The organism is Neorhizobium sp. JUb45 (genome assembly GCF_004343585.1).
GTDB lineage: Bacteria > Pseudomonadota > Alphaproteobacteria > Rhizobiales > Rhizobiaceae > Neorhizobium.
Genome location: NZ_SLYW01000016.1, coordinates 25,451 through 40,045 on the forward strand (window position 1 = coordinate 25,451; position 14,595 = coordinate 40,045).

Consider the following 14,595-nt stretch of genomic DNA (forward strand, 5'->3'; position numbering starts at 1 on the left):
CGGGAGTTGCGGCTCGCATTCGACGGATCATCAGTCGAATTCCCACCTGCATACAGCACGAAAGTCGAAAAATACTGGGCGAAGATCAATCACGAAGGTCGCTTTTTTAATGGGCCGGTTCTGTCTGCTTCATCCATTCCAAACGAGAACGAAGATTCCGCCGTCCATATGCAACTGACGGATTACGCACATTATCTGTACGCGGCGCAGGACGATGTTAACGAGTTTGATTGTCGCGCCGTTTTTTCAGCGGCGGTTGTCCTTACCTGCGACAACTATATTCTATTAGGACAGATGTCGTCGCACACATCGGCACCTTCGCAGATACAGTGCCCAGGTGGCGGCATCGAACTGGATTCCGATGGACAACTCGATGCTAAGCTCTGCTGCCAGCGTGAGGTCATCGAGGAACTGGGACCGGATTTCGGCGAAAAGCTAGAGCGGTATCGACCGCTTTGCATGAAATCAGGCGGTGACCTTTCCACCGTAGGAATTTTCTATGCACTGCGGCTCGATATGACTGCGGAGCAGGCTCAGTATTCCTTTTCCCATCACCGGGCAGCTCTGTGTGCTGCCGGCGAACGTCCCGAGTTTGATTGTCTGCATGCCGTGAAGTTCGAGCGCCGGGTGGTGGCAGAATTCGTCCAGACGAACCGGGAACAGGTCGTGGACTATCTCGCGCCGATCTTCCTGAGCGGTTGGCCCGATGTTTTCGAAGCCACTGCTTCCCCCTGATGCCACGGAGATTTTGATGACAAGCTCACCTCTTTTATCCTTGCGGCCGCGCCGTGATCGTGGCGAAAAATATGGAATAACATCGGTATGCTCAGCACATCCGGACGTCATTCGATCAGCTCTTCTTCTCGGGCGCAGTCTTGGCCAGCCGGTGCTTATCGAAGCAACCTGTAATCAGGTAAACCAGTATGGCGGCTACACCGGAATGACGCCGGCCGATTTTCGCGGCTTCGTCGAGCAGATAGCTGGAAGTGCCGGCTTCGACGTTGGAAGTCTCATCTTCGGTGGGGATCATCTCGGCCCTAATCCATGGAAACATCTGCCCGCAGTCGATGCAATGGCAAAAGCGCAGGAAATGGTCGCGGCCTATGCCAAGGCAGGATTCTCGAAGCTGCATCTCGATTGTTCAATGGGATGTGCAGGAGAACAAGAAGTTCTTGCCGATGAAGTCGTGGCCGAACGCGCGGCCGCACTAGCAGCGGTCTCTGAGAGCAAGAGCGCCAACCTGCCCGTCTATATTATCGGGACTGAAGTGCCAGTGCCGGGTGGCGCATCGCACGCCGTCGACCATCTGGATGTTACCGATCCGGCCGCGGCGCGCAGGACGTTAGATGTTCACTCGAAGTCTTTCGCGAAGAGGGGGCTCGAAGCCGCCTTTGAACGTGTCATCGGACTGGTCGTTCAGCCAGGTGTAGAGTTCGGCAACGCCAATGTGATTGCTTATGACCAGGATCGGGCAAAATCTCTCTCGCATGCGCTGTCTGACATGCCGAGTATTGTGTTTGAAGCCCATTCTACCGACTACCAAACCAAAGCAGCATTGTCCGCTTTGGTTGATGACGGATTTGCTATCCTGAAGGTCGGTCCGGGCTTGACCTTTGCTTTGCGCGAGGCGCTCTATGGTTTGGATCTCGTCGCTGCTGAACTGGACGGTGGTTCTCCGGGACTCAAGAATAAGTTGGAAGCGATCATGATGACTGATCGGGCGCACTGGGAGAAATACTATCCAGGCAATCTGACGGAGCAGCACGTTCAACGACATTACAGCTATTCGGATCGCATAAGGTATTATTGGAACCAGCCGGCTTCGCGGGCGGCTGTCGAGGGGTTGAAGCAACGATTAAGGAATGTCCGAATTCCGGAAACCTTGGTCAGCCAGTATCTCGCGCCGGCTGCTTCGCATGTAAGGTCCGGCGAAATTGAGCCAGAATTTGAAGCGATAAAGACAGCATATGTTCAGGCAATTCTTCGTGATTACGCCAGCGCATGTGGCCATCACTTGAGTTGACTGTGTGATCATCGCGAGTGGATTTGCGCCCATTATCATTTACCCGCTGGTGGTATCGGTACCTCTGCCAGTCGCGCTCTAAACCCTACACGAATGTTCAAGGAGAATAGCGATGAAAGCAGTGAAGTTCGGGCTTGTCAGTATCGTCATCAGCGCATCCGTTTTTGGAATTTCGATGCCGACAGCTGCAGAAACCGGCGCATCCGGGGCCAGCACGGATGAGCTTTCCCATCAATATCCAATTCATTGGGTTGATATCGAAAAAATCGAAAAATCACTTGAGGGGCAACCGCCACTGACGGTCGGCTTTGACGTGGACGATACAGTTCTGTTTTCCAGCCCCTGCTTCTTTTACGGGCAGCAGAAATACTCTCCCGGTAAATTCGACTATTTGAAGAACCAGGAATTCTGGACAGATATTAATGCTAACTGCGATATCAACTATTCGCTTCCAAAAGAGGTTGCGGCCAAATTGATAGCCATGCACACAAAGCGCGGCGACAATATCTTCTTCATCACCGGGCGTACGGGCAGCCCAGGCGAACGGGTGACTGAAACGATCAAGCGGAATTTTCGCATGGCATCGATTAATCCAGTGGTATTCACCGCCGGTGATGCGACCAAGACGGCTTTTCTCAAGGAGCACGCTGTAAAGATCTATTACGGTGATGCTGATGGAGACATGCGACAGGCCCTAGAGGTTGGTGCTCGTCCGATAAGAGTTCTGCGTGCCTCAAACACCACCTACAAACCCATGCCAAAGAACGGATCATTTGGGGAAGAGGTGATCGTCAACTCGGACCGTTGAGTGCGAGACAAGGCTCGCAATGGATCTTGAGGACATGCTTCTCGATGCGGGCTACGAGGTCGTGGGCCAGGCCTCCCATATGCAACAGGCTATCACGCTCGCCGAGCAGAACGTGGGCGTGATCGACGTCGCCATCATGGACATAAACCTCGCTCGAGGAACGAACGGGGTCGAGACGGCGGCTGCCCTACGGGAGCGTTGGAACATCCCGTCGCTCTTCGTCAGCGGGAACCTGGATGAGCGGACGCGGGAAGCCGCCCTGCCACTCGGACCGCTCGGCTTTGTGGGGAAGCCGTATTCCGAGAGGGAGGTACTCTCCTCTCTCCGCCAACTCGCGGTCTGTGACTGAATTTTCGGCAACCGCATATCTTTTGCAAAAGCCTCTTCACATAAGTTTTGCTATCAGAAATCGGAGCGCCGTGCGAACATGGGCGCTGATATAACGGCTAATACCGGAAAGACGATGGTCGATGGATCAGCGAACCAGACCTTCAACGCCACTCGCTTCTCTGTCCAAAGCTCTCGCGACGATCGCCCGGGCCCGAACGGTTGAGGCTGCCATTGAGACTGTTCGAGAGACCTCCCGGTCAGTGATCGGCTGCGACGGTATCGCGATAATCTTCAAGGATGGCGACCTCTGTCACTACGTCGAAGAAGATGCCATCGGCCCGCTTTGGAAGGGACAGAAGTTTCCTTCGATCGCCTGCGTCAGCGGCTGGTCGATGAGCAACAGGGCAACGGCGGTCATTCCTGACGTGACGAAAGATGACCGGATCCCTTACGAGCTCTATGCGGGAACCTTTGTCCGCGCGATGGCAATGGCGCCCGTCCCATCGGAGAACCCTGTCGGGGCGATTGGCGTATATTGGTCGCAGCCTTACACACCTGCTGACTGGGAGGTTGAGGCGCTCGAGGCGCTTGCCGAGGCCGCCGCTACCGCCCTGGAGAATGCCGCCTTCATCGAGTCCATGGCTTCGTCCAGGGTGCCAGCCAAGATTGACGTCGAGACGTCTGGTGAGGACTTCGCACAAGATATCGAACGGGTTGCCGGGATCGCAGCCGTGCCGACGATGCTGGACGTCGTCCTGCGTATGACGGAAATGGGTTTCGCCGCGGTCGCGCGCGTCACCGAGAGCCGCTGGGTCGCCTGCCAGGTTCTCGACCCGGTCGGCTTCGGGCTCAAGCCCGGCGACGAACTTCCGATCGAGAGCACTCTCTGCAACGAGATCCGCGGTCATCGCCAGACGATCGTGTTCGATGATGCAGCGGAAGATCCGCAGTACCGGGATCATCATACCCCACGTATCTACGGTCTCCGCAGCTACATCTCGGAGCCTATCATTCTGGAGAACGGTGCCTTTTGGGGCACGCTGTGCGCCATCGACCCCAACCCTGCCAAGCTAAAGAACCCCGCAGTGCTGGGCGCATTCAAGCTATTCGCGGAATTGATCGCCCATCATCTGGATGCCGGGAAGAGGCTGGAGACAAGCAGTGCCGCGCTCGAGCAGGAACGGGCGCTTGCCGAACTGCGCGAACAGTTTATCGCCGTGCTCGGTCACGATCTGCGCAACCCGATCGCGGCGATCGATGCGGGAACGTCCAGGCTGCTGAGGGATGGATGGACCGACCGCAGTCCGGTCATCCTCAAGCTCATAAAGGCGAGCCTGTCCCGGATGTCAGGGCTGGTGGAGAACGTGATGGACCTTGCCCGGGCACGCATGGGGGACGGAATCTCGCTTTCGTTATCGGAGGACAACCTTGCTCGAACGCTGCAGCATGTCATCGATGAGGTGCAGGTAGCCAACCCAGACCGTTTGATCACGGCATCCCTGAACGTTCCGGAAATTGTCTCCGTTGACCATTTTCGTCTGGCGCAGATGGTTTCGAACTTGTTGTCAAATGCAGTCACTCATGGCGCACAGGATCAGCCGATCACGATCCGTGCTGAGGCAAGCGACGGGACGCTTGAGATCTGCGTGACCAACGGCGGAACGCCAATTGAAAAATCGCAGATCGACAAGCTCTTTCTCCCATTCAGGCGTGGCGAGGGCAAGTCCGGCACGCAGGGGCTTGGTCTTGGCCTCTACATCGCTTCGCAGATCGCGCAGGCCCATGCAGGGCGGATCGACGTAAGTTCAAACGAAGAGCAGACATGCTTCACCTTCCGTATGCCGATGACTGCCGGAACCAGAGTTCGCTAAACCGGTCAGCATACGGTGTGTTCTTTGCAAGTTTCCGGTTGAGGTCGTGGGCTCACGAGTCGAGAGACCAGTTCCCGCCTCACATCCTCCGTCAAACGGTGATTGCTCAAACGCCATGCCCCTCCCGCGAACGACCATTTACCGTCCATCCGGAGTTGCGGAAACGTCTGGTCTGTTATCAGTGACAATCAACAGGTAAGCCCCAGCGTGTATGCACCAGCTGCTTTTGGCCGCCGGCCGCGTTACCAACGATCTGCCCCATTTGGTCGGGGTTCGTCTGATAGGCGAGCATGCGCCAGCAGCCGGGATCAGTGAAGGATGTCATGTCCATCACCATCGAGGACGAAACCGGGCCGGCCAATATCGTCGTCTGGCCATCGCTGGTCGAGAAACGCCGTCGCATCGTGCTCGGCTCCAGTATGATGGTAATCAATGGCCGCATCCAACGCGAAGGCGAGGTCGTGCATCTGGTCGCGCAGCAGCTGTTCGATTTGACCGCTGATCTGTCAGGCCTGGCGGACCGGGATGCCGAGTTCAAGATGCCGGCGGGCAGAGGTGATGAGTTTGCTCATGGTGGTGGGCCGGATCCACGCGACAAGCCCAAGCCCGTGCTGACCCCTCGGGATATGTTCGTGCGCGATCTTCATATCGATACGCTGAAGGTGGAGGCTCGGAATTTTCAGTGAAATCTGATTTCTAACAATGGTCGGTTCCGATCCCATCCACAGCTTAAGGCGACATCAACATCTACAGCCACGCAGTCCGCCGCGCGTATTGACGGTAACCATGCTGTGCGCGACCAGTGGCGCGGTCGTGAAATAATCGCTCGACTTAGCCATTTTTTCCGTGCGCACTTATTCGGTAGGGTCCTGCTCGCTTCTTCATAACGTTAGATTTCCAGCTGAGCGTGATCTCTCCTCGCGCAACCAGGGCATCCACCGACTCGTGTACCATTGACATATACTCACGCCACTTAAACGGGGAGTTCTGGTCGTTTGCAAGGGTGCGTGCAACTTCGCTCGGGCACGTTGTGCCGTTAGGTCGATCTGCGACACATCTCAAGATCGTCGATACAACATGCACGCTCATGGCTCAGCTTCAACCTCTGGGAACGCGTTCAGGTCAACCACGGCGAATAAAGGTTTCGTCTAGTAAGCATCAGCGCCGGCCAGACATCAAACTACAAATGCTGTGATGATGGCCCTCGTGGGCGTGTCCGATATCACGGTAAGCAAAACTGCCGGCACTTGGTGGAGTTTTGCTCTCTCTGAAGCCGACGAAAATGGAGCTGGTCGGCTTTAAAACCGACCAACCTGTTACATCCGGACGGCCTCGATTATTCGTCGTCGTACTCGGCTGCGGCAGCGTTCACCGAGTCCTCAGCGAGTTCCGTAAGATTGGCGTCGGCAGCTTTCTCCTGGGCAAGGATGTCATCAATGTGCTGCTTGGCTTCATCCATACCTAGAGCGTCCGCGAAAGCACGCATCGAACCGTAACGTGTGATCTCATAGTGCTCGATCGCCTGGCAGCTGAAGATGATCGCGGCGTCCGCAGCGACGCTTGTGCCGAAATCCTCAAGCAGGCTTTCGCTTTCTTCAAGAATGCCGTCGATAGCATCACACTTTTCAGCTTTGGCGCGTTTGCCGAGAAGCTCGAAAATCGCTTCGAGTTTTTCGATCTGGCCGGCTGTTTCATCACGATGCGAGGTCAGTGCCTCAACGAGTTCAGGATGATCGGCTGCCTTGATCATCTTTGGCAAAGACTTATAGATCTTTTTTTCGGCGTAGTAGATGTCGCCAAGTGCGTGCTCAAAGAGGTCAGAGAGGCTCTTGACGTCCTTTTGAGAGGCCCGTGTTTCTTTGCGAGCCGCGGCCTTGGTGGCCACCGCTTGCGCACGCTTCTTGCGCGTTTCGGTATTGGCAGTACCGCTCTTTGTCCCAGAGGCGCGCGCGGTCTTCTTTGCGACATTCTTAGAAGCCTTGTCATCCTTGGTGGACTTGTCGGCAGTAGCCATCGTGTTCTCTCCCTTGTGATGCCATGGAATAGGCGGGACAGAACGAGGGCGGTCAGCCAAGGTTCCGAACAATGTCAGCGGGGTCATTAATCGGCCCGGTCAACTCGCTCGGCGTCCGCTAGCAAGAACATGCGCAGCGGCTTTCAATGTCGTTTCGATCGCATTCCTCCAACCCCCGTCACAGACTCACGTGGAATCCAAGAGGTCCGGAAGTCGGAACCTTTCCCAACCTGAAGTGTTCTCCAGGTGCATTCAAAACGGTGCAGGATTTGGGAGTAAGACTATGAAAAAAATTGCTTTTGGCGTTGTCGCCGCACTTCTTTCCGCAAGCGCCGCCATCGCGCAGACCGAAGCACCGAAGACCACGCAGACGACACCTGCGGTCTCGAATTCGGGCGAGCAGAACCCGGGTGCGCCCGTGGCTGGCAAGAACAGCTTTACCGAAGCCCAGGCGAAATCCCGCATCGAAGAAGCTGGTTACACAGACGTATCGGGTCTCAAGCTCGACGATCAGGGTGTCTGGCGTGCGATGGGCAGCAAGGATGGCAAGCACGGCAACGTCGCGCTCGACTTCCAGGGCAACATCACGATGGCTCAGTAAGCCAGCTCTTCCAACAACAAAAACAAAACGACGAGGAAACCCCCAATGCCTACGATTACAGGTCTCTACGACTCCTACGACGATGCCCGCGCTGCCGTGAAGGCTCTCGAAGATGCAGGCGTTCCGTCCGATCACATCAGCATCATCTCGAACAAGGATGGCAAGGAAGATATCGAAGGGCAGGGTAACAACGCTGCCGAAGGTGCGGGTACTGGCGCTGGTATCGGCGCTGTCGCCGGCGGCGCGGGTGGTCTCCTGACGGGCCTCGGCTTGATGGCGATTCCCGGCGTAGGTCCTGTCGTGGCCGCAGGCTGGCTCGCAGCTACCGCTGTCGGGGCTGTCGCTGGTGCTGTTGCTGGCGGCGCTGTCGGTGGCATCGTCGGCGCGATGATCGAATCTGGCGTGAAAGAGGAAGACGCTCACGTCTATGCTGAAGGTGTTCGTCGCGGCGGCGCGGTAGTCGCTGCCAAGGTCGAAGAAGACAAGGTTGCCGCTTCCGAGGCTATCCTTCGCAGCACCCGGTCGGTCGATCTCACTGCCCGCCGCCGGGCCTACACCACTGAAGGCTGGTCACGTTTCGATGACGCCGCGGATCCCTATACGGCCGATCAGATCGCAGCAGAGCGTGGTCGCTACGGTCCAGACCCCCGCGCCTGACGCTGACTGATATTGCCAAACTTCAAGGCTACTCGAGAGAGTGGCCTTTTTGCATTTGGGAACCTCAGAATTCATCGGTGGGCAGGTCCTCAATTCGGGCGTCTCTCGGCGGCGGAGAAATGCGGACGAAAGCGAGCGTTCCCAGCGCAACAGTGGTAAAATACCTGACTGTAATCGCCGTTGTCGCCTCTGGTAAAAATCACCCTGGCATCTACATTAGTGTTGAGAATACGCCGTTTGGCTATCAACAATTGAAAAGCGTTCTGCCGTCTGCTTCAGCATTACCCGGAAGCGCATTCCAGAATGATAATACTGGAGAGCTTCTTCCTATGCTCGAGTTGACGTCCGACCTGGATCAAAAACCTTCGGTGCCGTTTTGGAATGAGTCCGATCGTCTGGCCGCGATCGAGCGCTACACGATACTCGACAGTGGCCGGGAAGAGGCTTTTGATGATGTGGCCGAGTTGGCTGCGGATATCCTCGAAGCGCCCATTGCCGTGGTCAACTTTATCGCTGCCGATCGCCAATGGTTCAAGGCGGAGGTTGGCATCGGCACGGACACCCTCCCGCTCGATGTGTCCATCTGTCGGCACGCAATCATGCAGCCGGGCGTTCTTGTTGTGCCGGACCTCACGCAGGACCATCGCTTCAGAGGCAATCCGCTGATCCACATCGCCGACGGCCTGCGCTTCTACGCAGGCGCCGTTCTAGAGACGCCTGACGGCATACCGCTCGGCACGGTTTGCGTCCTGGATCGGAAGAGCAGGCCACAGGGTATCAGCGAGCGGCAGAAACGCGCGCTTGAGGTGCTCGCCAAACAAACCATGGCGCGGCTAGAGCTCAGGCGATCGGAAAGTACCGCGCGGGCCGAGCGAGCGCGGGCCGAGAAGCATGCCCGTCGCCTTTCACTTGTCGCCAAAGCGTCGCCGATCCTGCTCGGGGCGGATGATCAGGTTGAGGCTGTGCGAACCTTATTCTTGCTTGTTGCAGACGAGTTTGGCCTAGACGTAGCTTTTCACTACCAGTGCGGCGACGGTGCGCTCAAGTTGATCACAGCAGTTGGGCTGACGCCGGAGCAGGAGCAAGCCGCGGCTCGGATTGAATTTGGCCAAACTGTCTGTGGGATTGTCGCGGTTAATCGTGCAGCGATGCACGTTACCGAAATTCAAACATCCGTTGTGGCGCACGCAGTATTCCTGAGGGTGTTGGGCCTCGATACCTATTTTAGCGCGCCGCTGCTCGCTGGGGGCGATCTGCTTGGCACTGTCTCATTTGGTCGTCGGGGTAAACCTTTCTCGCCAGGAGAACTCAACGCGCTGAGCGCAATCGCCGCCCAGCTCGCAACTGCGATCGAGCGCGGACATGCCGAGGAAGCCCTGCGCGAGAGCGAAGCTCGCCAGGCATTCCTGCTCTCGCTTTCGGACGCCATGCGGGTGCTCAAGACGCCGAAGGAAATCGCCGCGGTCGCGGCTGAGCGACTCGGTGAGCGGTTCGATCTCAGCCGGGTGTTCTATGCGGAGTGTTTCGGCAGCCTCATGAAGATTGAGCGCGACTATACGCGCGGTGTCGATTCGATCGTAGGCGAACACGATCTTGCGGCATTCGGACCGGAGCTGCTACGCGCCTATCATGAGTGCCCGGTCGTCAAGGTCGACGATGTCCAGACAGATACGAGGTTCAATGAAGACGCTCGGGCCGGGCTCAGGGCCAGGCAAGTCGGCGCCTACCTTGATGTCGTCCTGTTCGAGGATGAGAATTGGGTCAGCTTGTTGGCCTTGCAGAGCACCTTTCCTCGTGCATGGACGACGTCAGAGGAAGGCCTGTTTCGCGAGGTGGCAGAGCGCGTCAGAGCAGCAAGCGAGCGCGCCCGCGCCGAGGATAGCCTTCGTGAGCTTAACGACACGTTGGAGCGGCGGGTGGCCGAAACCAGCGCAGAGCGCGACCAGATTTGGCGCCATAGCCTAGACTTGCTCTCGGTGATTGATCTGACCCGTGCAACGTTCGACACGGTCAATCCCGCCTGGACGGCAGCGCTTGGTTGGACGGCGGACGAGGTCGTGGGCCGGCCATTTGCGCAATTTGCTCATCCCGACGACGCAGAGGCAATCGCACACGCACTTAAGCTTGTGCGGAACGGCGTATCGGTCACGCGCTTTGAAAACCGCTACCGGACCCGAGATGGCGCATGGCGCTGGCTATCGTGGGTCGCGGTGCCGGAAAGCGGCAAGCTTTATTCGATAACGCGCGACGTTACCGACGATAAAGCACGCCAAACTGAGCTAGAGGTCGCACAAGACGCGCTCCGGCAATCGCAGAAGATGGAGGCGATGGGCTTGCTCACTGGCGGCGTCGCGCACGACTTCAATAATCTGCTAACGCCTATAGTCGGCACCCTTGATCTGCTCCAGCGCAGGGGGGTGGGGAGTGAGCGAGAGCAGCGTTTGATAGCAGGGGCAGTGCAGTCCGCCGAACGCGCGAAGACTTTGGTTCAGCGGCTGCTCGCTTTCGCCCGACGTCAGCCGCTTCAGTCGGTGCCAGTCGATGTCGCTCAGCTCGTCGCGGGAATGGGTGAACTCATCGCAAGCACGACGGGTCCGCAGATTAGGGTTGTGGTCGAGGTGCCGGAGGACCTTCCACCTGCAAAAGCTGATCCGAACCAACTCGAGATGGCGCTCTTGAACCTTGCTGTGAACGCACGCGACGCAATGGGGGAGAACGGCGGTAAGCTGCGAATTTCTACCAGAGTGGAAAATGTTTTGTCGGGTCATCGAACAAACCTTCCGGCCTGTGATTATATCTGCGTGTCCGTCGCAGATACTGGAGCAGGCATGGACGAGGCGACGCTTGCTCGCGCAATTGAGCCATTTTTCTCGACCAAGGGCGTGGGGAAGGGTACGGGCCTTGGTCTCTCGATGGTACATGGACTTGCGTCCCAGCTTGGCGGCGCACTCACCATCCAGAGTTGCCTCGGACTGGGAACCAATGTTGAACTGTGGTTGCCACTGAGCGCTGCTACTCCGGAAACCGCCGACACCGTTGCCGATTTGCTCGAGGTGCCACACACTTGCGGGACCGCACTCCTTGTCGACGACGAGGACCTGGTGCGGATGAGCACGGCAGATATGCTCGGCGACTTGGGCTACGCGGTCATCGAGGTGGCTTCCGGCGAGGAAGCTCTCCATCTGATCAAGTCTGGGACGCACTTTGATCTTCTTGTGACCGACCATCTGATGCCTGGCATCAGCGGGACCGATCTGGCTCGGGAAGTAAGGAGCGTAAAGCCTGACGCACCCGTTCTTCTGGTTTCTGGCTATGCCGATAACGAGGGCGTGGATCCCGATATTCCGCGCCTGACGAAACCCTTCCGCATAGACGAACTGGCGACGATGCTCGCGCAACTGGCGACCACAATCTGACCTCCGTTTGAGGAAGTGCTGGTTTGTCAGGTCCTCAAGCTATCACCGCCTAGCGGTATTCAGGACAGCCCCTGCCATGCCGGAAATCAAACCTTTGTTCGGATTGAAATTGGTTGATAGCAAGTCACTTGAACGACGGGTCGCAGGTTCGGCTCCGCTCAAGAGCTTGATACTTGATTATCGACGTCGTTCGTCAATCAGCGCATTTGACTGCAAAGTGCCGAAACTTGATGTTTATCTGCATCAGGAATTCCGATATGCATGTCTGATTGTGATATGCAGGCTCGCTCCATGAACCCGAAATTTCTTGTGATAGACCCCGAGAAGGATATCGCCGCCATCAAGGGCGTTTCATCCTTGCCACGTATCAAGCTCTTGAAGGAGTTGTCGAAGCGACCCGGCATCAATATCAACGACTTGGCGCAAGCGGCAAACCTCCCGCAGTCTTCCGTCTCGACGCACTTGCAGGTCCTCGAAAAGGCCGGGCTGGTGAGGATCGAAGTCCAGAAAGCGCGCAAAGGCAACCAGAAAATCTGTTTTGCCATCTATGACGAACTCATCGTCACCTTCCAGCCGAAAACGCAGGAACTGGCATCCGACCTGATCGAGGTGTCGATGCCGCTCGGGCTTTACACAAACAACGCCGTTACAGCCCCCTGCGGCATCTGCTCGACGGAGGGTATCATCGGCCTCCTCGATGTTCCGGAAACCTTCATGGATCCGGAGCGGATGAAGACGAGCCTCCTGTGGTTCACCAGCGGTTTCGTCGAATACCAGTTCCCGAATAATGCCAAGCTGCGCGGCGATGCGATAGAAGCCGTTGAAATCGTGATGGAAGTCAGCTCGGAAGTGCCGGGAACGCTTCCCAATTGGCCATCAGATATCGTGCTTTCCATCAATGGTCACGAGATCGGCGTTTGGACATCGCCGGGCGATTTCGGCGACCGGCGCGGGACCTATACGCCCGACTGGTGGAAGCTGAAGGGGTCTCAATACGGCATGCTTAAAACATGGTCGGTGACGGAGGCCGGGACCTATGTGGACGGCTTGAGAATTTCCGATGTGGCGACCTCCTATCTTGCTCTCGACGAACATCGGTCCATCCGTATTCGGGTTGAAGTCAAGGCCGACGGCAAGCATCCAGGCGGCATCAACATCTTCGGCAAGGGTTTTGGAAACTATGAGCAGGATCTGCTGTTGCGCCTGAAAACCAAGCAATAAGTCAGATCGTCGGTCTGCAATCCGCCTGTTTTTGCTGCGGTGCATCACAATTTCCCCATTGACTTCATCGGCCATCTCTAATGAGTATATCAAAAAATACGATTTATATCGTTTATTTGATTGCTTCTGGGAGGAACAAGCATGAAGGCACGCATCGCCGTTCACCGCGATTTCAAGATCAGCGATATCGATCAACGGCTGTATTCGGCCTTCATCGAACATATGGGCCGCGCGATCTATGGCGGTATTTATGAGCCCGGGCATCCCAAGGCTGATGCCAATGGTTTTCGTACCGATGTCCTGAAATTCGTTCAGGATTTGAAAATTCCGGCCATCCGGTATCCGGGCGGAAATTTCGTATCAGCCTATCGCTGGGAAGATGGTATCGGCCCGCGCGATCAGCGTCCGGTCCGTCTGGATCTCGCCTGGCGCTCTAAGGAAACCAACCAGATCGGCATCAATGAATTTTCCGAGTGGGCGGATATGGCCGGCATCGAGATGATGCTGGCGGTGAACCTCGGCTCGCGCGGATTGGAAGATGCACGCAACTTCCTCGAATATGTAAATTTCCCATCGGACACGACGTGGAGCGACCTGCGCCGCTCGCATGGCCGCAAGGACGGTTACGACGTCAAGATGTGGTGCCTCGGCAACGAGATGGATGGCCCCTGGCAGATAGGCCACAAGGTGGCAACCGAATACGGACGTCTCGCCAATGAAACCGCCAAGGCGTTCAAGGGTTTTGACAGCACGATCGAGGCGATCGTCTGCGGCAGTTCCAACGACGGGATGGCAACCTACCCGGAATGGGAACGCGAGGTTCTCGAGGAATGCTACGAGAATGTCGATTACATCTCGCTGCACAAATATTTCGGCAATTCCAGCAAGGATACGCTGAATTACTTTGGCAAGATCGAGGAAACCGGCCGTTACATCCAGACGATTGCCGGCACGATTGATTACGTCAAATCGAAGAAGCGCGCCAAGAACGACGTCCATATCTGCTTCGATGAATGGAATGTCTGGTATCATATCCGCGAGGAAGACAGTCATCGCTGGCGCACCTGGGACTGGCCGGAAGCACCAGCGCTGCTGGAAGAAACCTACAATTTCGAGGACGCGCTTTTCGTCGCCGGCCTGCTCAACGAGTTCATCCGCCGCTCCGACCGTGTCCGCATCGCCTGCATCGCGCAGCTGGTCAATGTGATTGCGCCCATCCGCGCCGAAAAGAACGGTCCTGCATGGCGCCAGACGATCTATCACCCCTATCGTTTTGCCTCGATCTTCGGTCGTGGCGAGGCGCTGCGTGTGGCGGTCGATGCGCCGACCTATGATTGCCAGGTGGCCGACGATGTTTCCTATCTCGATGTCGCGGCGGTGCGTAACCGGGACGAAAGCCTGCTGACGCTGTTCGTGGTCAACCGCCACCTGACGGAAAAGGCGGAGCTTGATGTCAGCCTCACCGGGTTTGCCGACATTTCCTTGTATGAACATCATGCCATGGAGGGATATAATCTCACCGACACAAACGGCCCGGACAAGCCGGATCACGTCGTACCGAAGGCGGGCAATGGCGTCGGCGTCGAGGACGGAAATCTGAAGGGCGCGATCGCCCCGCTGTCCTATCACGTTTTCCGTCTGAAGGTTTCGTGAG

12 protein-coding genes and 1 pseudogene are annotated in these 14,595 nt (G+C 56.8%); 11 read left to right on the forward strand and 2 right to left on the reverse strand.

Annotation, left to right across the window (positions count from 1 at the left end):
* The first annotated feature begins 6 nt into the window (after window positions 1–6).
* The 5 genes from EDF70_RS28395 (at window position 7) to EDF70_RS28415 (ending at window position 5,032) form a co-directional block, all read left to right on the forward strand.
* Window positions 7–735, forward strand: a complete 729-nt coding sequence (locus EDF70_RS28395) for an NUDIX hydrolase (RefSeq protein WP_132281260.1) — start codon at window positions 7–9, stop codon at window positions 733–735.
* Window positions 736–751: 16 nt separating this feature from the next.
* Window positions 752–2,023 carry a D-tagatose-bisphosphate aldolase, class II, non-catalytic subunit gene (locus EDF70_RS28400; RefSeq protein ID WP_132281263.1) on the forward strand — a complete coding sequence of 424 codons (1,272 nt, stop codon included), beginning with the start codon at window positions 752–754 and terminating at the stop codon, window positions 2,021–2,023.
* A gap of 112 nt (window positions 2,024–2,135) precedes the next feature.
* Window positions 2,136–2,831, forward strand: a complete 696-nt coding sequence (aphA, locus tag EDF70_RS28405; RefSeq protein WP_132281266.1) for an acid phosphatase AphA — start codon at window positions 2,136–2,138, stop codon at window positions 2,829–2,831.
* A 19-nt stretch (window positions 2,832–2,850) separates the two neighbouring features.
* Window positions 2,851–3,180 carry a response regulator gene (locus EDF70_RS28410; RefSeq protein WP_132281269.1) on the forward strand — a complete coding sequence of 110 codons (330 nt, stop codon included), beginning with the start codon at window positions 2,851–2,853 and terminating at the stop codon, window positions 3,178–3,180.
* 121 nt (window positions 3,181–3,301) lie between these two features.
* Window positions 3,302–5,032: a GAF domain-containing sensor histidine kinase gene (locus EDF70_RS28415; RefSeq protein ID WP_132281272.1), complete on the forward strand. Its 1,731-nt coding sequence runs from the start codon at window positions 3,302–3,304 to the stop codon at window positions 5,030–5,032.
* 178 nt (window positions 5,033–5,210) lie between these two features.
* Here EDF70_RS28415 and EDF70_RS30145 read toward each other — a convergent pair whose 3' ends face one another.
* Window positions 5,211–5,357, reverse strand: coding sequence for a hypothetical protein (locus EDF70_RS30145; protein ID WP_165932174.1), 147 nt, complete (start codon window positions 5,355–5,357; stop codon window positions 5,211–5,213).
* Here EDF70_RS30145 and EDF70_RS28420 point away from each other — a divergent pair.
* Window positions 5,323–5,718: pseudogene (locus EDF70_RS28420) on the forward strand (OB-fold nucleic acid binding domain-containing protein); the annotation flags it as partial. The gene EDF70_RS30145 and the pseudogene EDF70_RS28420 sit on opposite strands and share 35 nt — an antisense overlap.
* A gap of 650 nt (window positions 5,719–6,368) precedes the next feature.
* On the opposite strand, the gene EDF70_RS28430 reads toward EDF70_RS28420, so the two are convergent.
* Window positions 6,369–7,046 carry a ferritin-like domain-containing protein gene (locus tag EDF70_RS28430; RefSeq protein WP_132281278.1) on the reverse strand — a complete coding sequence of 226 codons (678 nt, stop codon included), beginning with the start codon at window positions 7,044–7,046 and terminating at the stop codon, window positions 6,369–6,371.
* Between the two features lie 283 nt (window positions 7,047–7,329).
* On the opposite strand from EDF70_RS28430, the gene EDF70_RS28435 reads away from it, so the two are divergent.
* The 5 genes from EDF70_RS28435 (at window position 7,330) to EDF70_RS28455 (ending at window position 14,594) form a co-directional block, all read left to right on the forward strand.
* A complete protein-coding gene (locus EDF70_RS28435) occupies window positions 7,330–7,647 on the forward strand; it encodes a PepSY domain-containing protein (protein ID WP_132281281.1) in 318 nt (105 codons plus the stop codon).
* A 45-nt stretch (window positions 7,648–7,692) separates the two neighbouring features.
* Entirely contained in the window at window positions 7,693–8,304 is a 612-nt protein-coding gene (locus EDF70_RS28440) for a general stress protein (protein WP_132281284.1), read from the forward strand.
* Window positions 8,305–8,423: 119 nt separating this feature from the next.
* Complete coding sequence (locus EDF70_RS28445; protein ID WP_132281287.1) at window positions 8,424–11,720, forward strand: GAF domain-containing protein; 3,297 nt, start codon at window positions 8,424–8,426, stop codon at window positions 11,718–11,720.
* A gap of 291 nt (window positions 11,721–12,011) precedes the next feature.
* A complete protein-coding gene (locus tag EDF70_RS28450; protein ID WP_132281290.1) occupies window positions 12,012–12,941 on the forward strand; it encodes a winged helix-turn-helix transcriptional regulator in 930 nt (309 codons plus the stop codon).
* A gap of 141 nt (window positions 12,942–13,082) precedes the next feature.
* Window positions 13,083–14,594, forward strand: a complete 1,512-nt coding sequence (locus EDF70_RS28455) for an alpha-N-arabinofuranosidase (RefSeq protein WP_132281293.1) — start codon at window positions 13,083–13,085, stop codon at window positions 14,592–14,594.
* The last annotated feature ends 1 nt before the right edge of the window (window position 14,595 follow it).